The sequence below is a fragment of the Methylomicrobium album BG8 genome (assembly GCF_000214275.2).
GTDB classification, from domain to species: Bacteria; Pseudomonadota; Gammaproteobacteria; order Methylococcales; family Methylomonadaceae; genus Methylomicrobium; species Methylomicrobium agile.
On record NZ_CM001475.1, the window covers coordinates 1,073,986 to 1,098,681 of the forward strand.

At 59.1% G+C, this 24,696-nt stretch carries 24 protein-coding genes; 11 read left to right on the top strand and 13 right to left on the bottom strand.

What is annotated here, in order from left to right; translation table 11 throughout:
* Window positions 1-44: 44 nt before the first annotated feature.
* The 6 genes from METAL_RS04690 to METAL_RS04715 all read right to left on the bottom strand — a co-directional run bounded on the left by METAL_RS04690 (window position 45) and on the right by METAL_RS04715 (window position 7,005).
* Entirely contained in the window at window positions 45-338 is a 294-nt protein-coding gene (locus METAL_RS04690; RefSeq protein WP_005370093.1) for a GIY-YIG nuclease family protein, read from the bottom strand.
* A gap of 7 nt (window positions 339-345) precedes the next feature.
* Window positions 346-555: a VIT1/CCC1 transporter family protein gene (locus tag METAL_RS04695; RefSeq protein ID WP_005370094.1), complete on the bottom strand. Its 210-nt coding sequence runs from the start codon at window positions 553-555 to the stop codon at window positions 346-348.
* Between the two features lie 13 nt (window positions 556-568).
* On the bottom strand, window positions 569-1,495 hold the full coding sequence (locus tag METAL_RS04700; RefSeq protein WP_005370096.1) for a malate dehydrogenase: 927 nt from the start codon (window positions 1,493-1,495) through the stop codon (window positions 569-571).
* A 90-nt stretch (window positions 1,496-1,585) separates the two neighbouring features.
* Window positions 1,586-1,804 (bottom strand): hypothetical protein, encoded by a 219-nt coding sequence (locus METAL_RS04705; RefSeq protein WP_005370097.1) that lies wholly within the window; start codon window positions 1,802-1,804, stop codon window positions 1,586-1,588.
* A 593-nt stretch (window positions 1,805-2,397) separates the two neighbouring features.
* Entirely contained in the window at window positions 2,398-4,320 is a 1,923-nt protein-coding gene (locus METAL_RS04710; RefSeq protein WP_005370099.1) for a GMC family oxidoreductase, read from the bottom strand.
* A gap of 129 nt (window positions 4,321-4,449) precedes the next feature.
* Entirely contained in the window at window positions 4,450-7,005 is a 2,556-nt protein-coding gene (locus METAL_RS04715) for a hypothetical protein (RefSeq protein ID WP_005370102.1), read from the bottom strand.
* A 548-nt stretch (window positions 7,006-7,553) separates the two neighbouring features.
* Between METAL_RS04715 and METAL_RS04720 the strand changes: the two genes are divergently transcribed.
* From METAL_RS04720 to METAL_RS04735, 4 genes are all read left to right on the top strand, one after another.
* Window positions 7,554-8,051, top strand: a complete 498-nt coding sequence (locus tag METAL_RS04720; RefSeq protein ID WP_005370122.1) for a methylated-DNA--[protein]-cysteine S-methyltransferase — start codon at window positions 7,554-7,556, stop codon at window positions 8,049-8,051.
* Window positions 8,048-8,932, top strand: coding sequence for a site-specific tyrosine recombinase XerD (xerD, locus tag METAL_RS04725; protein ID WP_005370124.1), 885 nt, complete (start codon window positions 8,048-8,050; stop codon window positions 8,930-8,932). Before METAL_RS04720 ends, xerD begins: the two co-directional genes overlap by 4 nt.
* A gap of 7 nt (window positions 8,933-8,939) precedes the next feature.
* Window positions 8,940-9,716 (top strand): acyl-ACP--UDP-N-acetylglucosamine O-acyltransferase, encoded by a 777-nt coding sequence (gene lpxA, locus METAL_RS04730; RefSeq protein ID WP_005370125.1) that lies wholly within the window; start codon window positions 8,940-8,942, stop codon window positions 9,714-9,716.
* Window positions 9,717-9,831: 115 nt separating this feature from the next.
* Window positions 9,832-10,347, top strand: coding sequence for a CinA family protein (locus tag METAL_RS04735; RefSeq protein ID WP_005370127.1), 516 nt, complete (start codon window positions 9,832-9,834; stop codon window positions 10,345-10,347).
* Window positions 10,348-10,408: 61 nt separating this feature from the next.
* Here the strand turns inward: METAL_RS04735 and METAL_RS04740 are convergent, their stop codons facing one another.
* From METAL_RS04740 to METAL_RS04770, 7 genes are all read right to left on the bottom strand, one after another.
* The gene (locus METAL_RS04740) at window positions 10,409-11,839 is read right to left on the bottom strand and encodes an efflux transporter outer membrane subunit (protein WP_005370128.1); all 1,431 of its coding nucleotides are present in this window, start codon (window positions 11,837-11,839) and stop codon (window positions 10,409-10,411) included.
* 52 nt (window positions 11,840-11,891) lie between these two features.
* Window positions 11,892-12,956: an ABC transporter permease gene (locus METAL_RS04745; RefSeq protein ID WP_245549468.1), complete on the bottom strand. Its 1,065-nt coding sequence runs from the start codon at window positions 12,954-12,956 to the stop codon at window positions 11,892-11,894.
* A 44-nt stretch (window positions 12,957-13,000) separates the two neighbouring features.
* Complete coding sequence (locus METAL_RS04750; protein WP_005370132.1) at window positions 13,001-14,131, bottom strand: ABC transporter permease; 1,131 nt, start codon at window positions 14,129-14,131, stop codon at window positions 13,001-13,003.
* Window positions 14,128-15,858, bottom strand: a complete 1,731-nt coding sequence (locus METAL_RS04755; RefSeq protein WP_005370134.1) for an ATP-binding cassette domain-containing protein — start codon at window positions 15,856-15,858, stop codon at window positions 14,128-14,130. The genes METAL_RS04750 and METAL_RS04755 overlap by 4 nt, the downstream gene beginning before the upstream one ends.
* Entirely contained in the window at window positions 15,855-16,862 is a 1,008-nt protein-coding gene (gene hlyD / locus METAL_RS04760; RefSeq protein WP_005370136.1) for a secretion protein HlyD, read from the bottom strand. Before hlyD ends, METAL_RS04755 begins: the two co-directional genes overlap by 4 nt.
* Complete coding sequence (locus METAL_RS04765; RefSeq protein ID WP_005370138.1) at window positions 16,859-17,425, bottom strand: TetR/AcrR family transcriptional regulator; 567 nt, start codon at window positions 17,423-17,425, stop codon at window positions 16,859-16,861. The genes hlyD and METAL_RS04765 overlap by 4 nt, the downstream gene beginning before the upstream one ends.
* Window positions 17,426-17,601: 176 nt before the next feature.
* Complete coding sequence (locus METAL_RS04770) at window positions 17,602-18,483, bottom strand: HDOD domain-containing protein (RefSeq protein ID WP_005370139.1); 882 nt, start codon at window positions 18,481-18,483, stop codon at window positions 17,602-17,604.
* A 91-nt stretch (window positions 18,484-18,574) separates the two neighbouring features.
* On the opposite strand from METAL_RS04770, the gene prmB reads away from it, so the two are divergent.
* The 7 genes from prmB to METAL_RS04805 all read left to right on the top strand — a co-directional run bounded on the left by prmB (window position 18,575) and on the right by METAL_RS04805 (window position 24,655).
* Window positions 18,575-19,507: a 50S ribosomal protein L3 N(5)-glutamine methyltransferase gene (gene prmB, locus METAL_RS04775; protein WP_005370140.1), complete on the top strand. Its 933-nt coding sequence runs from the start codon at window positions 18,575-18,577 to the stop codon at window positions 19,505-19,507.
* A gap of 1 nt (window position 19,508) precedes the next feature.
* The gene (gene aroC / locus METAL_RS04780; protein ID WP_005370141.1) at window positions 19,509-20,597 is read left to right on the top strand and encodes a chorismate synthase; all 1,089 of its coding nucleotides are present in this window, start codon (window positions 19,509-19,511) and stop codon (window positions 20,595-20,597) included.
* Window positions 20,598-21,214: 617 nt separating this feature from the next.
* A complete protein-coding gene (locus METAL_RS04785; protein ID WP_005370142.1) occupies window positions 21,215-22,378 on the top strand; it encodes an MFS transporter in 1,164 nt (387 codons plus the stop codon).
* Window positions 22,379-22,424: 46 nt separating this feature from the next.
* Window positions 22,425-23,042: a MotA/TolQ/ExbB proton channel family protein gene (locus tag METAL_RS04790; protein ID WP_005370143.1), complete on the top strand. Its 618-nt coding sequence runs from the start codon at window positions 22,425-22,427 to the stop codon at window positions 23,040-23,042.
* Window positions 23,039-23,473: an ExbD/TolR family protein gene (locus METAL_RS04795; RefSeq protein ID WP_005370144.1), complete on the top strand. Its 435-nt coding sequence runs from the start codon at window positions 23,039-23,041 to the stop codon at window positions 23,471-23,473. Before METAL_RS04790 ends, METAL_RS04795 begins: the two co-directional genes overlap by 4 nt.
* Window positions 23,470-24,471 (top strand): tetraacyldisaccharide 4'-kinase, encoded by a 1,002-nt coding sequence (gene lpxK, locus METAL_RS04800; protein WP_005370145.1) that lies wholly within the window; start codon window positions 23,470-23,472, stop codon window positions 24,469-24,471. Before METAL_RS04795 ends, lpxK begins: the two co-directional genes overlap by 4 nt.
* Entirely contained in the window at window positions 24,461-24,655 is a 195-nt protein-coding gene (locus METAL_RS04805; RefSeq protein ID WP_005370153.1) for a Trm112 family protein, read from the top strand. Before lpxK ends, METAL_RS04805 begins: the two co-directional genes overlap by 11 nt.
* The last annotated feature ends 41 nt before the right edge of the window (window positions 24,656-24,696 follow it).

The window sequence follows — 24,696 nt, forward strand, 5'->3', positions numbered from 1 at the left end:
TCTCCCGGATCGAGTTATCCGCTCAGCGTGGGCCAAGCGCGGCTTCAAGTCGGTGTGCCGGGCAACAGATGCAGGAAATCGTCGATCCGGTTGGCTTCCGACGCGATCAGCCGCGTTTTTTGCGGGCGGCTCAATTTTTTAAGCCGCAGCTCGCGCCGGGTCGCGGAACTGCGGTCATGCCCGGTTTCCAGATACACGAACCGCTCGGGCCGCCGGCCGTTGAAATATTTGGCGCCGCGTCCGCCGGCATGTTGCTCGAAGCGCCGCTGCACGTCATTGGTGATGCCGGTATAAAGCGAGTCGTCGCTGCAGAGGATGATGTAGACGAACCAGGTCATCGGCAGCCTACGCCGCGGTCCCGAACAGCTTGCCGACGCCGGCCGCCATCGACATTGCGCAGGCGGCCAGCAAAATATCTTGTTGCGCCGCGCGCGAAGCCGCGATGCCTACGATCAGGCTGGCCGTCGAGACGATGCCGTCGTCGGCTCCCAATACCGCGGCGCGGAGCCAGCCGGGCCGGTGGGTGCGGTGAGATTCCGGATGGTGAAATTGCACGCCGATTTCCTGGTTAGCGCAAGCCGGATTCGGAAGAAAGCAGGCGGTTGATCCGGGCTTTGATCTCCTTGGCCGCTTTTTCCAATGCTTTTCTTTCCGTTCGGTTCAGGTAAGGGTGGAGATGGCGAATGACGCCGCGCCGCCCGACCACGACCGGAATACTGAAGCAATTGTCCCGGATTCCGAGCCAGTCTTCAAGATAGGTGCTGAGAGGCAGAGTCCTATGCGAATCGTAGACAATCGCGCGGACCACTTCGCAGGCCGCGGCGGCGATCGCGAAATTGGTGTAGCCTTTGGCGTTGTAGACGTCGAAACCGGCATTGTACACGGCGTTGAAAATCTCGCGGTGCAAAGGGTTGTCGTCGATATGCTCGCTGCCCATCGAGGCGGTGCTGAACAGCGGAAACTGGTTCGGACCGTGTTCGCCGAGAATATAGGCGCGCAGATCGTCCGGATGAATCTGCCGCTCTATCGACAGCAGCGACCTGAAGCGCGCCGAATCCACCAGGGTGCCGATACCGATGATGCTTGAAGCCGGAAAACCCGAAATCTGCGTCGCCAGATAAGTCAGGACATCGACCGGATTGGTGATGATGATCAAAATCGCGTCCGGATTGTTGCGCGCCAAGCGCGGAATCAGCTGCCGGAACAAGGCTGCATTGGCCGGGCCGAGCTCCATGCGCGAAGTCATGTGGTCGGATAACGGCACCGAGGTGGTGACGATCAGAATGTCGCTCGCTGCGACGGCTTCGATCGGAGCGCTTTCGATCTGCATCGTACGTTCGCAAAAAGCGAGGGTATGCTGTAAATCCAGTTCGTCGCCATGCGCTTTGGCCAGATTCCTGCCGGCCAGCACCAAATGGTCGCAGAGGCCTTTCAGCACCAATGCATAAGCGATGGTCGATCCGACATGGCCGGTGCCGATGATCGCAATTTTCATGAGTCACCGAACTCCTGGGTGGTTTGGTCTTAGGTAGGATAACGTATTGTGTAAAGCAAGACCAATGCCATCGATAATGGCCCTGAAATATCACCCAGCAGCGCCGTCCGCAACTAAGTGCAGATAATTCGGGCCGACCTGTAATTCGTCCGGGTTGGTCTTGAAATAGACCTTATAGGCATGCTCCTCGCCAAGTCTGGGTTTCAATCCCTGCACATGATGGAGATTGACCGGGCTGCCTCTATGGATTTGCGGAGCTTGTAGAGCGTTTTCGCGATAGCAAAACGCCACAACATGCTTCAAAGCCATGCCAGGCAATCCACTCTCCTTCGGCGGAACCCGGCAGAGCCGGTTCCGCCTTACGGGTTGTGAATGCAGACTCAGAAGCTTAGCTTACAGGTCTCAGATACTCCACGGCATGGATGACGAGGGTGGGGAGCCATTCTACGCACAAGCTCAAGGCTTCAGGGCGGACCGGCTTCCCCAGAAATCGGCAATCACTATAAACTCTTCGGTTTAATTAATCCTGTATTTGTAGAGGGCTTTAATATACAAGGGCGGATGCCGTCAGGCGATCCGCCGCCATGCCAGGCAATCCACTCTCCTTCGGCGGAACCCGGCAGAGCCGGTTCCGCCTTACGGGTTACGGGTTACGGGTTACAGCCGTTGCGGCTCATTCTAACCTGTTGGATTCATTTTGACTCTGTTTCGCTCCGCCCGCAGGCAGTGAAAGGAGGGTAGGCCGGCTGAGCAGTGGCAACGACGAGGTCGTGTCGGCACCGGAAGGGAGGGTCGGAGGACGGTTGGGTGGGTAAGGCGCTAGACGGCGAGAGGCGCAGGGCCGCGAAAAAAAGTGGGCGGAAAAAACCGCCCACCCGAGTTTTTTTATCAACCGTTCAATATTACGAAGCCGCTTCGGCCACCGCTTCGTACGGCTTGGCCGTGCGAGCGTCCTGCGGGGCGTTCAGTATCACGTCCGCGGCCTTTTCGCCGATCATGTAAATCGAGGACACGATGAAGAAGCCCGGAATCTTCGGGAATACCGAGGCGTCGACGACGCGCAGGCCCTGGATCCCGCGGACGCGGAACTGGCTGTCCAGCACCGCCATCGGATCGTTGTCGGCGCCGATCGGACAGGTGCAGGAGGCGTGGTGGCCCCAGGCATTGAAACGAACGAAATCGCGCAGTTGGTCGTCGGTTTGCACGTCTTTGCCGGGTGCGACTTCCTCGGCCAGAATGCCTTGTTCGAACAGCGGCTTGGCAATGCTGCGCACGAATTTGACGCCTTCGACGACCGAGTCGAGATCTTCGCCGAGCGTATCGTTGCCTTCCTCGAAGTAGCGGAAGTTGATATAGGGCCGGTCGCGCGGATCGCTGGAGGCCAGGCGGACCTGGCCGGCCCGGTTGACCGTGTGCGCTTTCAGCACGGCCCAGGTCAGGTAGTTCAGATTGTCCTTGATCAGCTTCGAATAGCCGGGGAAGTAGCCTTTAAAGTATCCCAGCACCGCGAAGCAGAACAAATCGGGCAGCGGCCGCTCTTCGAAAGAACGCTTGATGACCGCCAGCACGGCGCCATTGGTCGTGTAGACGCCCTTGTTTTCGTTTTTCCAATCGTTGTATTGCGGATCGCCAGCCGAATATTTGGCGCCTTTCAGCACTTCCCAGTCCTGATTCATTCGGTTCACGACGCCGACTTCGTAGCGGTCCTGCAAGTTGGTGCCGACGCCGGGCAAATGCTGCCTGACCGGAATGCCGTGCTTTTGCAGTTCTTCCTGCGGACCGATGCCGGACAGCATCAGGAGTTGCGGCGTATTGTAGGCGCCGCCGGCCAGAATCACTTCTTTCGATGCGTGGACGGTGCGGCGCTCGCCGGGCTGGTTGCTCGGATTGGCATGTGCCTTGTAGAGTTTGGCGCCTTTCAGGTATTCGACGCCGACGGCGCGGTTGTTTTCGTCGAGAATGACCTTGGTGACCAGGGCGTCCAGTTCGATGGTCAGATTGTTCGGATATTTCTGCTGCGCCACGAGCAGGCGTTCGCGGGTGCTGTGGCGGCGGCCGTTCGTGGTCGCGAGCGGCGGATAGCGCAGTCCGGTGGCATTTTCCTTGACCAGCCGCCAGTCGTTCGGATCGGCCAGTCCTTCGATCTGCCATTTCAGACGCTCGAAAAAGTTCGGCAGGGCGCCGGCGGCTTTGGCGGCGGACTCCAGTATCGTCAGGATCAGTTTCTTGTCTTTAGCCAAGGCTTGCAGCGGCAGCGCGGCTTCGGTCTGGAACCAGCCCTTGAACCCGTGGCGGGACGGATTGATGCCGAGCCAGGTGGCGAGTTTACGCAGCTTCGGCCGGTGCTCGCAGTTTTCCATCCCTTCGAAATATTTGCGCATGTTGTCGGCTTTCCAGGAGTCGTCTCCGGTCAGTTCGGCGACCTCGTCCCAGTCGGCGTTGTGCGGATAGACCGTGATCATCGCATTATGCGCGGTGCAGCCGCCGAGGCAGCCGGCGCGCGGGTACAGCACGCCTTTCTCGGCCGGCGTATATTTGGGGTCCTGGGCCTGAAGCGCTTCGGTTTCGTAATGGCGGACGAAAAAATCCCAGCGCATCGCTGCGTTTTCGGTCGAAAACGGATGGAAGACCGGTACATCGTAATCCTCGGGCAGGCGGTCTTCGCCGGGGAAGGCCAGGTCGTCGCCCTGGAGCTGTTTCGGATCGCCGCCGGCTTCCAATACCAACACTTTCTTGCCTTTTTCGGCGAGGCGCGCCGCGACGGTGCCGCCGCCCGCGCCCGAGCCGACGACGATATAATCGTAAGTTGCATTCGATACTGTCATTGTCGTTTCTCCTGATCAAATAAGTGGAAGCCGCCTCGATCCGGGATCGAGGCGGCTTCATAGGTTTTATCCATGATGATGTTGTTGAGAGGGAGCGGCGTCATGCCGCTCCCGATCGAAAATGAAGGGTTAAAAAGTCTTCAGGAATTCGATTAGCGCTTTCTTGTCGGCATCGCTCAGGCCCGGTTCAAGGTTGGCTTCCTTGAAATAGTCGGTGCCGAAATAATGGCCGCGGTTGACGATGTAGTCGGGACATTTGCTGGCCTTGACCAAAGGATCCACGAGATTTTTAAATTGCGCTGCGGCTTGCTCGTCGGTTGCGTCTTTCGGAATTTCTTTCAGATCATGCTTGATCTTGAGCAGCAATCCGAGCAGTTCGGCTTTGTGCTTGACTCGGTCGATGAAGCCTTCGCGGCGGTCCAGGTCGATGTTGGTCAACAGGTTGACCGGCGTGCCTTTCGGAATCGGACCGAGTTCCAGCCCCTGTTCGCCGGCGAATTTGCCGCCGTCGATCTTGCCTGCCAGCTTGTTCAGCCAATCCGGCAAGAATCCGGCAGGCACCCTGAGATAGCTGGTTGCGAAAGTGCGGTCGATCCAGCCCGGCAGCATTTTGCCGTTCGCGGTTTGATACTGGATGTTGCCCTCTCGTTTTTCCGGCCACAGCAATTGCGTGATCGAGTTTTCAAACGAACCCATTCTGGCTTCGACCGACGGGCTTGGGTCGAATTTACCGAGCGAGTTGTTTACGAAGAACGGCGCGGTCGACCAGACGCTGACCAACGAAGCCGGACGGGTAAAGCCGACGCCGCCGCCCGGCGCGGTGAATTCCCAAGGCTTTCCGGTCATTGGATGGTGTACGGTGATTTTGCCGACAGACGGCAGATTCTTGTACGACTGCGACGAGAAATCGTTCCAGATGTTGCCTTCGATCGCATTGGTCGCCAGCGGGCTGCACGCATTCGTTTCGAGCAGCGTGACCGGAACGCGCAGGTCGGTGGACAGGAAGTTGTCCTGCAGGAAGTCGTCTTTTTTAACGATTACGTCGATCGCTTTCTTGAATTCGTCCGTTTGCGTCCAGCGCCAGTAATTACCCCAGTGTTTCAGATAGTCCTTGCCGACGGCTCCGCCTTTGAAGAATTCGTAAGCTTTGTCCGGCAGTTTGCTCGAATGGCAACGGGCGCAGCGTTCGCCGAATACTTCCTTGCCGCGGGTCAGCACCGCCGCGTCTTGGGTGATTTTTTGATCGCCGCCGGGCGCATTCTTCAGCAGATCCGGACGGGTGCCGGCGACGAAGAACAGCGCCAGATCCGGCGTTTGCGCTTCGTTGGCTTGCCAGTAGACCGAGTTTTTGCGCGATTTGATGATCGGGATCGGGGTAATCGGTTTGCCGCCGACCAACGGATTGAAGTGCGTCAACCAGTCTTCGCTGAACAGGCCGATGTTGATGAAGACGCGGTTCAACGCGCCGAGCGCACCGACCGAATCGGCACCGTCTTTCAACACGCGCGGGGTAAACACGGTATCCGGTGCTTTGTAAAACTCGGTCAACGGGCCGCTTTTGACATAGTCGTTGAATTGCCTGTTGTTCAAGCTGCCGCCGCCGAGCTTTTCCTCGCCGAAATTTTTCGCGTTCAGGAGGCGCGGTACCAGGTTATAGACCGCGTTCATCGTGCGCGGGTTATTGATGTAATCGCTCGAAATCAGCGAGGTATCCAGGGCGCCGGGACGCGAGGTCGCGAACAATTGGAACGGGAATGCGCTCGGATCGGCTTCCCACGAGAAAATGCGGTCGATCCAGAAATATTGCGCGCCCGGATTCGAGTTCAGGTTTTCCCATTTCGGATGTTCGGGGTCGGCAGGTGGATTGGTCGGATTCGGCCCGACGTGGCAGAAACCGCAGGACATGCCGACGCGGTAAGGGCGGACCAGATTCTTGTTGTTGTAATAGCTGGGATCGGTATAGTAGCGTTCGGGATCCCAGGCTTTTTCGGCTTTTTCGTCGAAGTCCGGGTTCGGGAACAGGCGCAGGCCGACGATGCCGGTCGCATAGCCGTAGTAGGAGCCGGCCGGAATGTTCTTGCCGCGGGCGCCGTATTTTACGCCGGGATATTTTTCTTCATTTTCGAACGGATCGGCCGGGCAGTCTGTCGAGCGCACGTCGAGCCAGAGCCCGTAGCGGTCCTTGCGTGGACCGGTGCCTTTTTCAAAGCAGGGTTCGTTGACCAGGCCCAGATAGTTCCAGCGGTTGCTGCGGCTGAATTTAAGGCCGGGGTGATTGGACAGAGTTTTCAGAAAATCGAGGTTGCCGACGCTGCGATAGCTGATGGTGTCCCAGAGGCGGTCGTTGCCCGCGGTCCAAACGATCCAGTTGTTGCGCCCGGTCGCGACGCTCTTGACCGCCTGTTCCGGCGTGATGCCGGGTACGAACGGGGCCAGCGTTTTGGCCAAGGTGGCCGGGTCTTTGGTGATGCCGTAGTCCATGTCTTTGAAGTAATCTTCGTCCGCGCCTTTCAGGCTGGCGGCGTCGCGGCCGGCGCACATCGCTTCGTCGATGATCTCGCCTTGTTGATTCTTGCAGACGTTGCTGCTGAAAAGTGCTGCCGATCCCGCGCTGCTGTAGCCGGCCAGGCCTAGAAAGCCAGTGCCGGTCAGCATCAGCGCAAGTGCTGATTTTTTGAGTTTCATATTTATCTCCCCGGTTAAATTGAAAATCCTGCAGATGATTGACATCCCTGAAATGCGGTGTTTTTGGTTGGCCTCCGTTGAAGAAGTGATTTTATTTTGATTATTGTTCTTAATTATGACCCTGCCAGGTCTTTAGCATGAATGGCACGCCGGACGGAGTCGCGCTGATTTTTCAGTAATAGCTCCTGCAATTCCGGACTTTCAACGCAAAAGCGCCGGGATATCCCGGCTGAAAACGGAACTTGATCGTTTTTCGGCGATTTTAGGCAAAACTCAGTTAGAATATTTCTTAAGTTGTTAATCCAATACGTTTAAGTTAGGGCGTATTTTTCTTAAGTTATTCTTGCTTTCGGATTGAGTTGTCTATGTTCGGCCAAGCTGATCTGCTCAATTGTGTACCTAACGGCGAATTTTTGTCAACTAAAGAGTGATGGCGATGCGGGTAAAAATTATCTTGATATATCATAGGTTTGTAAGTAAATGCTTACATGGTTTTGAGTTGCTGGCGGCGGGGTCCCGAACGATGCCCCAGCGAGGTAGATAGACGGATGGCGTTCGTAGTCGAATGGGTCGAGCAGTGCCGGAAGCCGGTGAAAGATATCCGCGTGGAAACACCCGCAGGGTGGTTGCGCGTAAGCGTAAGCGGCGATGTGATGGTTGGCGGCGATTGGATTATTGAAACGGATAGCCGAATCTCTCGCGACCGCGAGTGGCAAAATCGGTTCGACGCTTACTGGCATGACGGTAAGGTTGATCTCGCCGTGAAGGTGTTGGCGCAGGGCACGCCTTTCCGGCGCCGTGTGTGGGCTGAATTGTGCCGGATTCCGTTCGGCGAAACGCGGACTTACGCCGCTTTGGCCCATGTGCTGGCTTCCTCCCCGCGAGCGGTCGGCAATGCCTGCCGCGACAATCCTTATGCGCCGCTCATCCCCTGCCATCGGGTCGTTTCGTCTGCGGGGCTTGGGGGATATTGCGGCGTGACCGAGGGCGCCTTGATGGATGTCAAAATCAAACTGTTGCGATTCGAGGCGGAGCATCGCCGATGAAGGCTGCGGACGTAATCGATCAGTATCTGGATGCGGCCTGGGCCGAGCAGGGGCTCAGCGAGAATACGCTGGTCGCCTACGGGAGCGATTTAAGGATATTTGCCGACTGGCTGAAGGGCAGGCCGATGCTGGAAGCCGACGGCGAGCAGTTGTCGCGCTTCCTTGCCTTCCGTTATCGGCAGGGCATCGGCAGCCGTTCTACCGCGCGCATTCTTTCGACCCTGCGCGGCTTCTACGGTTATTATTTGCGCGAAAACCGGATTAGCGCCGATCCGACCGCGCTGATCGAGTCGCCTTATATCGGCCGCCCCTTGCCGAAGCCGCTGTCCGAAAAGGACGTCGAACGCTTGCTCGAAGCGCCCGAGGTATCCAATGCGCTCGGCCTGCGCGACAGGACGATGCTCGAAATGCTCTATGCGACGGGGCTGCGGGTGTCCGAGCTGGTCGGACTCAAGTTCGAGCAGATCAGTTTCCGCCAGGGCGTGGTTCGGGTTACCGGCAAAGGCAGCAAGGAGCGGCTGGTTCCGGTCGGCGAAATCGCGATGAGCTGGCTCGAAACCTATATGAATCAGGCAAGGCCGGATATTCTCGGCGCCCGGCAATGCGACTGCCTGTTCGTGACGAACCGGGCGGAAGGGATGACCCGGCAGGCCTTTTGGCATATCATCAAGCGGCACGCAAAAAAAGCAGGCATCGCCGCGGAACTGTCCCCTCATACCCTGCGCCACGCTTTCGCGACGCACTTGTTGAACCACGGGGCGGATTTGCGCGTGGTGCAACTGCTGCTCGGCCATTCCGACCTGTCGACGACGCAGATTTATACGCATATCGCCCGCGAACGGCTGAAAGATTTACATTCCAAATACCACCCGAGAGGCTAAATACAACATGACACAACAGATTCACCCGACCGCTTATATCGGCTCCGATGTCACGCTTGGGGAAGGAACCTTCGTCGGCCCGTTCGCGGTGATCGAAAGCGGCGCGGTGCTTGGCGGCGGCTGCCAGGTCGGCGCGCATGCGGTCGTGCACGGGCGCGTCAGAATGGGAGCGGGCAATATCCTGCACCCGCATGCGGTATTGGGCGGTCTGCCTCAGGATCTCGGTTTCAAACCGGAAACCGCAACCTGGCTGACCGTCGGGGACGACAACGTATTCCGTGAAGGCTTTACCGCGCACCGGGCGACCAAGGAAAACGGCGAAACGCGGATCGGTTCGGGCTGCTATTTCATGAACAACAGCCACGTCGCGCACGACTGCGCGATCGGCGACAAGACCATTTTCGCGAACAATGTCGCGATCGGCGGCCATGTCGAAGTCGGCAACAACGTGTTCTTGGGCGGCGCGGTCGTCGCGCACCAGTTCTGCCGGATCGGCGCGTTCGCGATCGTGCAGGGCACCACCGGCCTGAACATGGACGTGATTCCGTTCACGCTGGTCGGCGGCCGGCCGGCGCGCCATTACCGGCTGAACACGGTCGGCCTGAGAAGGGCCGGTATTACCGGCGAACGTTACAATGTCTTGTCCCAGGCTTTCCGCCTGCTCAGGAACAAGAAGACTTTGGAGGGTCTGGAAGAAACCGAGGAATTACAGTTTCTGAAAAACTGGCTGGCGGTCAAATCGAAGCGAGGCCTGCACGGGTTCGTCGATATTTCGGCAGATTAAGGGAAGGTGCGCATCGCGCGCCGTGTTCATGGTTTTGCCGCAATATTGAGGTGTTTTCCGGTTGAGGCGTCAAACGAGGTGCGTACCCCACGCCGACTAAAGAATGGATTGGACGATGCCAAACGATTTATTGTCTCTGGCCGAACGGCTCGGCCAGCACCTGCTCGGATCGGGGCACAGCCTGGCCCTGGCCGAGTCCTGCACCGGCGGTTGGATCGCGCAGAGCGTGACCGAAATCGCCGGCAGTTCGGCCTGGTTCGACCGGGGCTTCGTGACCTACAGCAATGCGGCGAAAATTGCGATGCTCGGGGTCCGCGAAAGCACCTTGCGGCAGTATGGTGCGGTCAGTCTGCAGATTGCCGCCGAAATGGCCGCCGGCGCCTTGGCGCATAGCGAGGCGGACATCGCCCTGGCCGTGACCGGCATCGCCGGCCCCGGCGGAGGCACCGCCGAGAAACCGGTCGGCCTGGTATTCATCGCCTGGCAGCGGCGCGGCCGGCCCGGCCGTTGCATCGAGCGGCATTTCGCCGGCGACCGGCATGCCGTGCGCTTACAGACAGTGCGGACGGCGTTGCGTTGTTTGCTCGATGAATATGGACAGGCCGATATTTCGGACGGAGGCGGTGGCTGAAAAAGTCCCTTTGCCCCATGGTGGCGTAGACCACCCTTCCAGCGCACTTTTCTCATAAGCTTCAAGGTTTCTTTGTTTCCCATCCGCCCCCGAGGGCTTTGTAGAGCGCAACCAGATTCAAGGTAACGGCACGTTTGCTGCGTACCCATTCGTCTTGGGAGATATACAGCGTGCGTTGCGCATCCAGCAGATCGAGGTAACCCGTCCAACCCTTGGCGTAGCGTTGACTGGCGAGTTCGACAGCCCTTTGGTTTGCATTGACTTCTTGTTCCAGCCGTTGGTAATGTTCTTGCTCTTTTGCATAAGTTATCAATGCGGTCTCAACTTCTTCAAATGAAGTGAGAATGATCTTTTGATAATTCAGCAAAGCCTGATCTTGAGCTTCTGTCTGAGCGTTGATGCTCGCCAGCACTCGACCGGCATCAAAAATCCGCCATTGCACGGTCGGACCGATAGACCAGGTGCGACTACTGGGGAGAAAGAAGTCGCTCGCGCTGATGCTAATGAGTCCTGCCGATCCGGTGAGTGAAAACTTGGGGAATAGCTCGGCTTTCACCTGTCCGATACGAGCCGTTTCCGCGGCAAGTAAACGCTCGGCCCGCAACACGTCGGGGCGGCGAAGCAGGAGGTCCGACGGCAAGCCGACCGGGACTTGTGGTGGGGGTGCCGGAATAGCCGCCGTTGCGGACAATTCCGTATTCAAGGCATCGGGACTTTGCGCAAGTAACACGCCCAGTCGATGAATCGACGACTGAATCGAGGTTTCGATGATCGGCGCTTGCGATTGTACACTCGCCAGCAGCGCAAGCGCGCGCTGCAGTTCCAGCTCCGCCGCTGATCCGTGATCCACGCGGCTGCGGGTGATTTTGACCGTTTCTTCCTGAGCTTCAATCTGGTCTTGAAGAATGGCCCACTGCCGCTGGGCGCCTCGGGTTAGCGCGTAATACCTTGCCACCTCGGATAGCAACGTCACCAGCACGCCGCGCCGGCCATATTCCATCGCGGCCAATTCGGCCGTCGCGGCTTCGAGCGCCCGGCGCTTGCCGCCAAAGAGATCGATTTCCCACGACGCATCGAATCCGGCTTTGTAAACATCGTTCTCAAACGGGATGTTGGAAGAATTGGGCAGCGATCCGAGGATAGGCTGGTTTTGGCTTTGTTTTTGCCGGGTATAAGCGCCGGAAGCATTCACCGTCGGCCAGAAATCCGCTTCGGCGAAGCCCTGTTGGGATCGGGCCTGACGCACGCGGGATTCGGCCATGCGCAGGTCGAGATTGGCTACGAGCGCCCGTTGGATCAGGGAATCCAGTTCGGCATCGTGAAAGAGTTTCCACCATTCGCCGAGCCGATCATTTCGACGGGTAATGCTGCCGGCATGGTGGTCGCTCCATTGCGCAGGCGCATGGGTAATGGGGGGCCGATAGTCCGGGCCAACGGTACATCCGGCTGCCGGGAGCACCAACAATGCGGAGATCAAGGCTGTTGTTTTCATAGGCATTTCCGTCGACGAGTTGGCATGGGGCATGGGTTGAATGCCGCCGTATTCAGGCTAAGCGATGGCGAAATAACCAATTTGCCGCACTCAGTGTCACGATGGCGATGATCAGGAGCGGATACAAGCTGTGCAGCAGCGCGACAAGGCCGATGTCCTTGAGGAAAAGCCCCTTTACGATGACGATGAAATGGCGTATCGGATTGATCCAGTCCAGATATTGCAGCCAGCTCGGCATATTGTCGATTGGCGAAGCATAGCCGGACAGCAGGATGGCCGGCATCAAAAAGCTGAAAACCCCGAGAAACGCTTGTTGCTGCGTGGCGCAGACTGATGAAATCAACAGGCCGAATCCGGCCAGGGCCAGGCAGTAAAAAATCATGCTGCCGTAAAGGAGCGACAGCGATCCCTCGAACGGCACGCGATAGGCGAAAACGGCACCCAGCAAAATGATCGTTCCCTGCATGATGGCCACCAGAATTGCCGGAACGATTTTCCCGATCATGATCATTCCGGGCGTGAGCGGTGAGATTAAAAGTTGATCGAGCGTGCCTTGTTCGCGCTCGCGTGCTACCGAGAGCGCCGTTACGATGAGCGCGTTGATCGACGTGATAATGGCGATCAGGCTGGGCAATATATGCCAGGCATAATCCAGATTGGGATTGAACCAGTGGCGGACAACCAACGATGAGCGAGCGTTCTTTTGCTTCGACTCGAAGCGTTCGTTACTGTAGTCATTGACGATTTGTTGCACGTAGCCGAGAGCGATCTGGCCGCTGTTGGAGCGTCGGCCATCGAGAATGGCTTGAATCTTCGCAGGACGGCCCGCCGCGATATCGCGCGAAAAATCCGGCGGAAAACGAATGACGAGCAGCGCCTCCTGGTTGTCGAGGGTATCTCGCACCTCGGCTTCGCCGTAGAGCGTAAGCAGTTGGGTAAAGGCCTGGGCCTGCGAGAAACGCTGCATCAATTCCGTGGATTCGCGGCCGGAATCTTCGTTGTAGATCGCCAGCGTGTTGTTCCTGACTTCCAGCGTAGCCGCAAAGGGGAATAGAGCCAGTTGCAGGAAGACGGGCACGATCAGAACCATGCGGCTTTGCCGGTCTTGCAGCAGCATTTCGAGTTCCTTGATGATGAGCGTCAGGATGCGTGAAAACATCATTACTCCAAACGGCGGCGGGTTTTCAGCGCGGTCAACCCGATGAAGAAGCTGCCCGCAGCCACCAGAAATAGGCCGCTGTGCAACAAAATGGGCGGGACATTGCCGGCCTGGAAAAGCGTCTGGATGGCGGTCACAAAATAGCGGGCCGGTATCAGATAGGTGGCGGCTTGAATGACGGCGGGCATGCTGCGGATTTCGAACAGAAAGCCCGAAAGCATCAGGGCGGGCAGAAATGCCGCGTTGAGGGCCGCTTGGGCGGCGACGAACTGGTTGCGCAGCACGGTGGAGAGCAGTAAGCCCAAACCGAGACTGCTCGCCAGAAAGAGCGAACCGATTCCCCACAAAATCAGCAGCGAACCGCGAAACGGCACCTGCATCATCAAGGCTGCCACCCCGACGCACAGAAACAGCGAAACGATTCCGAGTACGTAATAAGGCAGCAGTTTGCTCAACAGCAGTTCGGTCCGGGTCACCGGCGAGGCCAGCAGCGCTTCCATCGTGCCGCGTTCCCATTCGCGGGCCACCACGAGCGAGGTCAGCAGCGCGCCGATGACGGTCATGATGATGGTAATCGATCCCGGAATCAGAAAATTCCGGCTTTCGGCGGCGGGATTGAACCAAAAGCGCGGTTCGATGGTAATGCCGGGCGGCGGCGCTTCGCCGCGTTCGCCAGCACGCTGCTGTATCCAGCCGTTCCAGGCGCCGGTCACATAATTTTGCACGAAGTTGGCCGTGTTGGGTTCCGAGCCGTCGGTAACCACCAGCAGCGGCGCAGTGCCGGTCGGCCGTTCGAGTTTTTCGGCAAAATCCGCCGGTACCACCACAAAGCCTCGTACCCGGCCTTCGGTCAGCGCCTGCCCGATCTCCGCCTGCGTCTCGGCGGGATGAACGACGAAGTAGCGCGAGCCGTAAAGATTGTCCGCGAAATGTCTGGCCTCGGGACTGGCGTCTTCGAGCACCAGACCGATATTCACCGCGGTAGAGTCGAGGTTGATGCCGTAACCGAAAATGAACAGCATCACTACCGGCAGCACGAAGGCGATCAGATTACTGCTCGGATCGCGCAGGATTTGCCAGGTCTCCTTTCGGCAAAGGGCGTACAGGCGGCGGAAGGACACAGGCGATTTCATATCGAGACCTCTGAAGTATGTTGCTGCACCAGGGAAATGAACGCATCTTCCATCGAGGGGTCGGGATTCCGGGGGGACACGGCTTGTTCCTTGAGCCGGTCCGGGGAGCCGGCCGCGATGATTTTGCCGCGGAACACCAACGCGATGCGGTCGCAATATTCGGCTTCGTCCATGAAGTGTGTTGTGACCATCACGGTAACGCCTTTTTCGACGAGGCCGTTGATATGCGTCCAAAACTCGCGGCGCGTCACCGGGTCGACGCCGGAGGTCGGTTCGTCCAGAAACAGAATCGCCGGCTCGTGCATGACCGCGCAGGCCAACGCCAGGCGCTGCTTGAAACCGAGCGGAAGGGCATCGGGCGTGGTGCCGAGGAAAGGCTGCAGCTTGAAGACCTCGACCATGTCCGCGATGGCGGTTTTCTGCCGGACGCCGCGTAAACCGTAAACACCGGAGAAGAACTTCAGGTTCTGTTCGATCGTGAGATTGCCGTACAGCGAAAACTTCTGCGCCATGTAACCCAGGCGCTGGCGGGCTTCGCTGGCGCTGGTTTTGAGGTCGATGCCCATGACTCGCGCCGTACCGGATGTCGGCGCAAGCAGCCCGCACATCATCCGGAACGTCGTCGACTTGCCGGCGCCGTTCGGGCCGAGCAGGCCGAAGATCTCCCCGCGCTTGACGCTGAAATTCACATCATCGGTTGCGGTGAAATCGCCGAAGCGTTTGGTTAACGCCACCGCTTCCACAACCGTATCGTCATTGCCGGGCACCGGCCGCAGGCGTTGCGCAAGAGCCGAATCGCCGCCCGGGCCGCCCCCGAGGGCTTCAATGAACGCATCCTCGAAACGGGGCGCGACCGGCACGAATTCCGCATCAATCCCGGCATCGAGCTCCTTGAGGTTGGGTCGGACCGCTCCTTGGCGGAGCACCAGGCGGACCGCATGGCCCTGAATGACCCCGTCCATGACTTCAGGCCGGCGCAGCGCCCGCGCGAGCAATTGCCGGCGGTTGCCGGTCAGATGCCTGATTTGCAGGCTTCGGCCATGGATTCGGTCCGTGAGATCCGCGGGCTTGCCCGAGAAGATCAACCGGCCGTCGTTCATCAACAGCACCTCCGCGCATAATTCGGCTTCATCCAGATACGCCGTGCTCCATACGACCGCCATGCCCTGGGCAATCAGTTCATGGACCATCTTCCACAATTCGCGGCGCGAAATCGGATCGACGCCCACGCTCGGTTCGTCCAGCAGCAGCAACCTTGGCCGACCCAGCAGCGCGCAGGCCAGGCCGAGCTTCTGCTTCATGCCGCCGGACAGTTTTCCGGCCAATCGGGCGGTGAACCGGGCAAGATCGGTAAATTCCAGCAGGCGTTTGAAGGTGGCGGCGCGTTCTTCACCTGTCAGGTCCCTAAGATCGGCGTGGAATTCGAGATTTTCGACAACGGACAGATCTTCGTAGAGGCCGAATTTTTGCGGCATGTAGCCAATGACCGGGCGCAGCTTGTCCGTGTCGCGAACCGGGTCGCAATGATCTACGGAAATGGTGCCGGAAGTCGGCGCGAGCAATCCGGCCATCAGCCGGATGAGCGTTGTCTTGCCGGCCCCGTCCGGTCCCACCAGTCCGGTAATCCGGCCGGGCCTCAACACGGCCGAGACGCCTTCCAGCGCGGGCTTCTTCGCGTGCGGAAAGATTTTCCGGACGGAATCGAGTATGACCAGGGCATCGCTCATAACGGGGCCGGCGTGCTTGATGCGCTGCCGGCGAGAATGACGGTGACCGGCATGCCCTGGCGCAGCCCGTCATCGGGATTCTCGACGACGATGCGTAACCGGTAGACGAGCGCGGTACGCAGTTCCGCCGTTTCCACGGTCTTCGGCGTGAATTCGGCGCGCGGGGAAATGTAGCCGATCTGGCCTCTGTAAGGTTTGCCGTCAAGGGCATCGGTGCGGATTTCAACCTTCATGCCCGGATGTAGGCGGCCCAGGTCGGGCTCATGGACATAGGCGCGAACCCAAACCGGATTCACCAGGGACAGCGTGAAAACCGGAGAGCCCGCTTGCAGGATGGCGCCGGCTTCTTGCGCCCGGGTAAGAATGACGCCATCGGACGGCGCGGCCAATACCGTATCGCTCAACTGGAGGCGGGCGGTGGCCAGTGCCGCTTCGGTTTGCGCAAGATCGGCTTTGGCTTGGGCGATATCCTCGGCGCGAAACCCGGCTTCGAGGAGCGCCAGGTTGGCGCGCGCCGATTTGAGTCTTGCCCTGGCTTCTTTGTGGTTGGCCTCGGCGTTGTCGCGTTCCTGGACCGAGACGCCTTTGTCGGCCAGCAGTTCTTCGGCCCGTTTGAACAAGCGTTCGGCATTGACGGCGGCGGCTTCGCGCTCACGGACGAGCGACCGGGCTTGCGCGATCTCTTCCGGACGGTTGCCGGTTTCACGCAACTTCAGGCGCGCCCGCAACGAGTCCACCTGGGCCTGGGCGCTGGCCCGCTGATTGCGATAGGGCTCGTCGTCCAGCCTGGCCATCACTTCGCCCGCTTTGACCTTGTCCCCCTCGTCGTAAAGAAGTTTCGCCAGCTTGCCGGGAACGCGGAAACCGAGCGTGACTTCGCGTATGTCCACGTTGCCGTAAAGTGTCGGCGTGGTCCTGTCTCCACCGCGGAACGTGCGATAAATCCAGCTTGCACTCCCCGCAATGACCAGCAAAACGATGGCAAAGAGGATGATCTTTTTCACAATGATGCCTCATCGATGATCTGCGTCAACAACCGCCGAAGCCCTGCCAGGTCTTCTTCCGAAGGATGCAGGATGCCGAAAATTCTCCAAAATTTGAGACCGTCCAGTGTGGCAAGAATCAGCCAACTGCGATCGGCAGGCAAGCCGTCATCCAGCATGCCTTGATATACTCCCTGGAAGAAGCGCCGCATCGGCTCCAGCATTTTCGGATTGCTGGATACCGCGCCCAGCAATGGGCCGGCCACCCGTTGGAGCCGGGGAAACAGGGAACCCTCGGTATCCAACATCATATGCAGCATCGTCCTGGCATGTCGCCCTCGCCCAGGCGGCTCGCCAGCCAAACCGGCGGCAAACCTTTCCTGTGCGATGGAAGCGATGCGCGAAACCATGCCCAGCACGATGGCGTCTTTGGTGGGGAAGTGATAAAGGAGCCCGCCTTTGCTAAGGCCGGCCTTTGCGGCAACCGCATCCAAGGTCATGGCACTGACGCCTTGCTCTATCACGACGGCTTCGGCGGCATCGAGCAGGCGTTCTCGAGTGTTCGTCTTTTGCATGCGTTTCATAAATTCATATACTGTACCGTCTGGACGGTATAGTCAATAGGCGGCAACGAATGGTGAAAAAATAAATTGCTATAAGGGATGTTTTCCAGGGCGATTCAAGGTATCAGTGGCTGCCGCTTACCACTTTTCATCGGGAAGCGGCAGGCTTCGGGCGATTGACGGCGGCCAAAACGGATTCACCCGAGCATTTGCCGGATCGCTTCGATTTCCTCCTTGGCAATGTCCAGAATTTCGAGACTGCCGCTCGCGTCGAGGCGGCGGGCGATTTTTTGATAGGCAGGCAGCGTATCGAGTTTCGGCAGGGTTTTGATGTCGACCTTGCCGATCAGGCTGTGGAATTGCGCCAGCATCACGATGTCGGCGTAATCGAGATGTTCGCCGGTATCGCGCTGCCAGTTTTCCGAATGGAGTACGACATTCTCGAAGTCGTCCGGAAAATTCCATTTGCGGATGATATTCAGGCCGATCATGCCGTGCAGCTTGTCGATCGTTTCGGTGAGATGGGCGGTGTTCGCGACCAGGTCGATGTGTTGATCGGCAAAGGCCAGAATCGGGATCTTGCCGATGTCGTGAATCAAGCCGGCCAGCATCGCGCGGTCGGGATCGAAGCCTTTCGCCTTGTGCGCCAGTACGGCGCTGATCGCGGCGACGAAACTGCTGTGCGCCCATAATTCGACCATTCGTTGGCGGATGGAAGGCGATTGGGCAGTGAATACCGACTTTAGCGAAAACGCCGTGACGATGTCCTGCACGGCTTTCAGGCCGAGCCGGGTAATCGCTTCCGGACAGCTTTCGATCGTTTTGCGGCCGCGGTAAAGGGCGCTGTTCGAAATCTTGATCAGGCGCGCGGTGAGCGAAGGGTCGGCCTGCATGGTGCGAGCGATCTTGGCGCTGTTGGCTTTCTCGTCATTGATCACGCGGCGGATTTTAAAAGCGACCTCGGGGATCGTCGGCAGGATCAGCTGGTTTTTTTCGAAATGGCGGTAACACGCCAGCAGCAGCTTATTTTCGGCCTGGCCGGTTGAGGAAGAGGTGGTTGACGGTTCGGCGGCTTCCATGGGTAAAGGTTTTAAAAATCGGACAGTAAGGCAAGTTTAGTTTAGAATTCGTCTCTTTGCGCAGAGGCCGGCCGGCCAGGAATTTCCAGCCATGCAATCCATTTCGACCGAGGTCATCGATACTTTAACTACTATCAGGGATTATATTCGCTGGGCGGCCAGCCGCTTTACCGAGGCCCAGGTCTACTTCGGCCACGGCTCCCTGACCGCCATCGACGAGGCGGCGGGTTTAGTATTGCATACGCTGCATCTGCCTTACAACGTTTCGCCGTTTTACCTGGAGGCGGTCCTGATCCGGCCGGAACGGCAGGCGGTGATCGACATCGTCGAGCGCCGTGTCAACGAGAGAAAGCCTGCCGCCTACCTGACGCACGAAGCCGTTTTCGCGGGATTGCCGTTTTATGTCGACGAACGGGTGCTGGTGCCCAGGTCGCCGATCGCGGAACTGATTGAACAGCGCTTCGCGCCGTGGGTCGACGAGGACAATGTCGACCGGATTCTGGATTTGTGCACCGGCAGCGGCTGTATCGCGATCGCCTGCGCCTATGCGTTTCCGACCGCGGCGGTCGATGCGGTCGACTTGTCGCCCGAGGCGCTGGCGGTCGCCGGAATCAACGTCGCCAAGCATCAGTCCGAAGATTCGGTGGCGTTGTACCGGTCCGATCTGTTCGAGAGCCTGCCGGGGCACCGCTACGACATTATCGTCAGCAATCCGCCCTATGTCGCGGTCGCCGAATGGGAAAACCTACCGCCCGAATACCATGCCGAGCCGGAGATGGGCTTTACCGGCGGCAAGACCGGGCTGGACATCGTACTGCGGATTCTGGCGCAGGCGAAAGGCTTTCTGAGCGAACAGGGCATCCTGGTCGTCGAAGTCGGCAGCAGTGCGCAGACGCTGCAGGACCGGTTTCCGGACATTCCTTTCTACTGGCTCGATTTCGAGCGCGGCGGCGACGGCGTGTTTTTACTGACCGGCGAGCAGCTCGCGCTCTATCACGACCAATTTATCGCGGCTTTGGATTGATATGTCTGGCAATACCTTCGGAAAACTGTTTACCGTCACCACCTTCGGCGAAAGCCACGGGCCCGCACTCGGCTGCATCGTCGACGGCTGTCCGCCGGGACTCGAACTCGGCGAGGCCGATATCCAGCACGACCTCGACCGCCGCAAGCCCGGGACTTCCCGGCATACGACGCAGCGGCGCGAAGCGGACGAAGTGAAGATTTTGTCCGGCGTGTTCGAAGGCAGAACCACCGGCACGCCGATCGGCCTGTTGATCGAAAACACCGACCAGCGTTCGAAGGATTACACGAAAATCGCCGAATCGTTCCGGCCCGGCCATGCCGATTATACCTATCAGCAGAAATACGGTTTCCGCGATTACCGCGGCGGCGGCCGTTCGTCCGCGCGCGAAACCGCGATGCGGGTTGCGGCGGCGGCGATTGCGAAAAAATATTTGAAGGAAAAGGCCGGGATCGAGATTCGGGGTTTTCTGGCGCAGTTGGGACCGATCAAAATCGACAGGCTGGACTGGTCGGCCGTGAACACGAACCCGTTTTTTTGCGGCGATCCCGAACGCGTGCCGGAACTCGAAAGCTACATGGACGCGCTGCGCAAGGAGGGCGAGTCGATCGGGGCGCGCATCAATATCGTCGCGACGAACGTGCCGCCGGGCCTTGGCGAACCGATCTTCGACCGGCTGGATGCGGATCTCGCCCATGCGTTGATGAGCATCAATGCGGTCAAGGGCGTTGAAATCGGCGACGGCTTCGGCTGCATCGAAAGCAAGGGCACTCAATTCCGCGACGAGATCACGCCGGCGGGTTTCCTGAGCAACCATGCCGGCGGCATCCTGGGCGGCATTTCGAGCGGCCAGGACATCGTCGCCAGCATCGCGCTGAAGCCGACCTCGAGCCTGCGCCTGCCGGGACGGTCGATCAATGTGCGCGGCGAACCGATCGAAGTGGTGACCGAAGGGCGCCACGATCCCTGCGTCGGGATCCGCGCGACGCCGATCGCGGAGGCAATGACGGCGCTTGTGATCATGGACCACTATCTCCGGCACCGGGCGCAGAATAGCGATGTGCGCTCCGGTTTGCCGGTTTTGAGATAAGAACTGTGGGGTGGATTACGATTGCATGAATTCAGTAGGGCGGATGCCGTCAGGCGATCCGCCGGTGAGCGGCCATCCTCCGGCGGAACCGCTGCCGCGTTCCGCCTTACGTGGGTTCGTGCAGTTCAGTAGGGCGGATGCCGCCAGGCGATCCGCCGGTGAGCGGCCATCCTCCGGCGGAACCGCTGCCGCGTTCCGCCTTACGTGGGTTCGTGCAGTTCAGTAGGGCGGATGCCGTCAGGCGATCCGCCGGTGAGCGGCCATCCTTCGGCGGAACCGCTGCCGCGTTCCGCCTTACGTGGGTTCGTGCAGTTCAGTAGGGCGGATGCCGTCAGGCGATCCGCCGGTGAGCGGCCATCCTCCGGCGGAACCGCTGCCGCGTTCCGCCTTACGTGGGTTCGTGCAGTTCAGTAGGGCGGATGCCGCCAGGCGATCCGCCGGTGAGCGGCCATCCTCCGGCGGAACCGCTGCCGCGTTCCGCCTTACACGGATTCACACGGATTCAGTAGTGAGTTGAAGGGTGGCCTAGGAGCAGGGCATTAGCCGTGACGCGCAAAGCCGGCGCGCCTTCCGTTACAGTCTATGTTTCCATGCATCTAACCCAGCAATTTTATCCAATGTCCGTCCCTTACTGGCGCCTGTCGGGTTTTTACCTGTTCTATTTCGCGACGCTCGGCGGCTTTTTGCCCTACTGGAACCTGTACCTCAAGCATCTCGGCCTCGATGCGGCGCAAATCGGCAATCTGTCGGCGGTGCTGGTCGGGAGCCGGATTATCGCGCCGAATTTTTGGGGCTGGATCGCGGACCGGACCGGCAAGAACCTGCGCCTGATCCGGCTGACGCTGTTTTTTTCGGCGGCGGCTTTCTCGGGGTTTCTGGCCGCGCGCGGTTACGTCGAGCTGGCGCTCTGCACTTTCGGCTTCGGGGTATTCTGGAACGCATCGCTGCCGCTTTTCGAGGCGGTGACCCTGGCGCATCTGCGCGACGACGCGCACCGCTACAGCCGGATACGGCTCTGGGGTTCGGTCGGCTTCATCGTAGCGGTGCAGGGGCTCGGGTGGTGGTTCGACCGCCAGCCGATCGAGCAGTTGCGGTTGTTCGTCGTGACGCTGTTGCTGTTGAACTGGATCGTGACGCTGATGCTGCCGAATCCGGCGCCGCGCCGGCCGCATAGAGAGCCTTCCCGCGTGCTGTCGGTCTTGAAACGCCCGGAAGTGCTGGCTTTTCTGGTGGTATCGATGCTGCTGCAGGCGGCGCACGGGCCTTATTACGTTTTTTATTCGATTTATCTCCAGCAACTGGGTTATTCGGCCGCCGCCACCGGCAGTCTGTGGGCGGCGGGGGTATGCGCCGAGATCGTTCTTTTTATTTTCATGCGGAGCTTGCTCGGCCTTTTGAGCCTGCGGAGCATTCTGCTTTGGAGTCTGCTGCTGGCCGCGGTACGCTGGCTGTTGATCGGCTGGCTTGCCCAAACGGCGTTTCTGGTCTTGGCCCAACTGCTGCATGCGGCGAGTTTCGGCGCGGCGCACATTGCCGCGATCCATCTGGTGCAGCGCCATTTCGGCGAACGACACCAGAGCAAAGGCCAGGCGCTCTACAGCAGCTTCAGTTTCGGGCTCGGCGGCATGGGAGGAAGCTTGTTCAGCGGCTATTACTGGGATGTGCTGGGGCCGCGGACGATATTCGGCGCCGCGGCGTTGGCGTGCTTTCTCGCTTACCTGATCGCCTGTTTCGGATTGGCGCGGGATCATGGCGAAAAAGCGGCGGCGCGTCTAAAATAGCCGGCTGAGAAAAATAATTCTTTGGCTTTGAACCACAAGGTGTAATGTGTTTGAAATAATTAAGAGCGGCGGCTGGATGATGTGGCCGCTGATGATTTGTTCGATCGGGGCGATGGCGATTATTGCGGAGCGTTTCTGGACCCTGCGCAAGAGCAGGATCATCCCCGAAGATCTGGTCGTGCAGGTCTGGAGGTTACACAAAGACAACAAACTGGACGACGCGATGTTGCGCCGCCTAAAAGCCAGTTCGCCGCTGGGACGGATCATTGCGGCCGGGGTCGGCAATAGCGCGCACGGGCGGGAAATCATGAAAGAGTCGATCGAGGATGTCGGACGCCAGGTCATGCACGACCTGGAGCGCTTCCTGGATGCGCTGGGGCTGATCGCCGAGGTATCGCCCTTGCTGGGCTTGTTGGGCACGGTATTCGGGATGATCGAGATTTTCTCCCAACTGATGCAGCACGGGGCGGGCGACCCGACCGTGCTGGCGGGCGGTATTTCGGTTGCGCTGATCACGACCGCGACCGGTTTGTCCGTGGCGATTCCGAGCCTGATTTTCCACCGCTATTTTCTGAGACGAGTCGACGAATACGTGATCAACATGGAAGCCGAGGCATTGCGGCTGATCGAGATGATGCACGGCGAGCGCGAGGCGAGTTTATGAACTTCCATCGTAAAAAGAGGCGAAAAATCGATATTACGCTGATATCGATGATCGATGTGCTGTTCGTGCTTTTGCTTTTTTTTATGGTCTCGACAACGTTCAACCGGCAGACGCAAGTCAGGATAAAGTTGCCCGAAGCGGCAGGCTCCGAAGCGGAAGCCCCGCCGGCATCGATTACCTTGGTGATCGACGCCGACGGCCTGTATTATGTGAAAGGCGGGGATGAGATGCTGCGCCAGTTGGTCGATCAAAAGCCCGAAACCCTGCTCAGGGAGTTGCGGAAAATGGCCGCGCGCGGCACCGATGTCCCGTTCATCATCAGCGCGGACGGCAAGACGCCGCATCAGGCGGTGATCAGCGCGCTCGATGCCGCCGGCAGGGCAGGGTTCACGCATATCACCTTCGAAGCGCAACAGCCGAAAACCGAATGATCGAGACAAAGCTGCCGCGGCTGGCGGCGCGCATCTGGTATCGGAAAACCGGCGCCGGCCTGTTGCTGTGGCCTTTCGGCAAACTGTTCGAAGGCATCGCCAGGCTGCGCAGGGCCTGTTATCGTTGCGGATGGCTGAAAACCACGGTTTTCCCGGTTCCGGTGATCGTGGTCGGCAATCTTACGGTCGGCGGCGCCGGCAAAACGCCGCTGATCATCTGGCTGGCCCGGTTTTTGAAGGAAAAAGGCTTCCGGCCGGGCATCGTCAGCCGGGGCTACGGCGGACGCGCCGCCCTGTATCCGCAGTGGGTCGATGCCGACAGCCGGGCGGGCGAGGTCGGCGACGAGGCGCTCTTGATCGCGGCCCGCACCGGCTGCCCGATGGCGGTATCTCCGGTTCGGACAGATGCTTGCCGGCTGCTGCTGGACAGGGCCGATTGCGACGTGCTGCTGTCCGACGACGGCCTGCAGCATTATGCACTCGGCAGAACGCTCGAAATCGCGGTGATCGACGGCGAGCGCCGCTTCGGCAACGGCTGGTGCCTGCCGGCCGGACCGCTCAGGGAACCTGAGGCCAGACTGAAGGACGTGGACTTGATCGTGGTGAACGGCGGCTTGGCGCGGCCGAACGAATTTTCGATGCAATTGGCGGGGGCGGAGGCGGTCAATTTGCTGACCGGAATGCGTAAACCCTTGGCCGCGTTTAAAGCGGCGCCCTGCCATGCGGTGGCCGGCATCGGGCATCCCGAGCGGTTTTTCAGGCACCTGGAAATGGCGGGGCTGGGGTGTATTCCGCACGATTTTCCTGACCATTTCGCGTTCCGGCCGGAGGATCTCGACTTCGGCGATACGTTTCCGGTTCTAATGACCGAGAAGGATGCGGTAAAATGCGGGGCGTTTGCCGACGAAAGGCTTTGGGCCGTTCCGGTGGAAGCGAACATGGATTCCGCTTTCGCGGCGCGGTTAATCGAATTATTGAGTGAGAAGCATGATAGATAAAAAACTGCTCGACATCCTGGCTTGTCCGATCTGCAAAAGTTCGCTGATTTACGACAAGGACAGGCAGGAACTGATCTGCAAGCCCGACCGGCTGGCGTTTCCGATCCGCGACGACATTCCGGTCATGCTCGAAGACGAAGCGCGCGCGCTTAGCCTCGAAGAAGTCGACGCGCTGAAAAAATGACCTCCGTTTTAACGGCGATTTCCAAACCGAAGACCTGCCAG

Bases quoted from the DNA above. Each gene is read 5' to 3' on its own strand.
- METAL_RS04705 (WP_005370097.1), bottom strand. From the start codon at position 1,804: ATGGCTTTGAAGCATGTTGTGGCGTTTTGCTATCGCGAAAACGCTCTA.
- METAL_RS04795 (WP_005370144.1), top strand. From the start codon at position 23,039: ATGAACTTCCATCGTAAAAAGAGGCGAAAAATCGATATTACGCTGATA.
- METAL_RS04710 (WP_005370099.1), bottom strand. From the start codon at position 4,320: ATGACAGTATCGAATGCAACTTACGATTATATCGTCGTCGGCTCGGGC.
- lpxA (WP_005370125.1), top strand. From the start codon at position 8,940: ATGACACAACAGATTCACCCGACCGCTTATATCGGCTCCGATGTCACG.
- METAL_RS04765 (WP_005370138.1), bottom strand. From the start codon at position 17,425: ATGAAACGCATGCAAAAGACGAACACTCGAGAACGCCTGCTCGATGCC.
- METAL_RS04720 (WP_005370122.1), top strand. From the start codon at position 7,554: ATGGCGTTCGTAGTCGAATGGGTCGAGCAGTGCCGGAAGCCGGTGAAA.
- prmB (WP_005370140.1), top strand. From the start codon at position 18,575: ATGCAATCCATTTCGACCGAGGTCATCGATACTTTAACTACTATCAGG.
- METAL_RS04785 (WP_005370142.1), top strand. From the start codon at position 21,215: ATGTCCGTCCCTTACTGGCGCCTGTCGGGTTTTTACCTGTTCTATTTC.
- METAL_RS04805 (WP_005370153.1), top strand. From the start codon at position 24,461: ATGATAGATAAAAAACTGCTCGACATCCTGGCTTGTCCGATCTGCAAA.
- METAL_RS04750 (WP_005370132.1), bottom strand. From the start codon at position 14,131: ATGAAATCGCCTGTGTCCTTCCGCCGCCTGTACGCCCTTTGCCGAAAG.
- METAL_RS04715 (WP_005370102.1), bottom strand. From the start codon at position 7,005: ATGAAACTCAAAAAATCAGCACTTGCGCTGATGCTGACCGGCACTGGC.
- METAL_RS04735 (WP_005370127.1), top strand. From the start codon at position 9,832: ATGCCAAACGATTTATTGTCTCTGGCCGAACGGCTCGGCCAGCACCTG.
- METAL_RS04690 (WP_005370093.1), bottom strand. From the start codon at position 338: ATGACCTGGTTCGTCTACATCATCCTCTGCAGCGACGACTCGCTTTAT.
- METAL_RS04700 (WP_005370096.1), bottom strand. From the start codon at position 1,495: ATGAAAATTGCGATCATCGGCACCGGCCATGTCGGATCGACCATCGCT.
- METAL_RS04740 (WP_005370128.1), bottom strand. From the start codon at position 11,839: ATGAAAACAACAGCCTTGATCTCCGCATTGTTGGTGCTCCCGGCAGCC.
- aroC (WP_005370141.1), top strand. From the start codon at position 19,509: ATGTCTGGCAATACCTTCGGAAAACTGTTTACCGTCACCACCTTCGGC.
- METAL_RS04755 (WP_005370134.1), bottom strand. From the start codon at position 15,858: ATGAGCGATGCCCTGGTCATACTCGATTCCGTCCGGAAAATCTTTCCG.
- METAL_RS04770 (WP_005370139.1), bottom strand. From the start codon at position 18,483: ATGGAAGCCGCCGAACCGTCAACCACCTCTTCCTCAACCGGCCAGGCC.
- lpxK (WP_005370145.1), top strand. From the start codon at position 23,470: ATGATCGAGACAAAGCTGCCGCGGCTGGCGGCGCGCATCTGGTATCGG.
- xerD (WP_005370124.1), top strand. From the start codon at position 8,048: ATGAAGGCTGCGGACGTAATCGATCAGTATCTGGATGCGGCCTGGGCC.
- METAL_RS04745 (WP_245549468.1), bottom strand. From the start codon at position 12,956: ATGCTGCTGCAAGACCGGCAAAGCCGCATGGTTCTGATCGTGCCCGTC.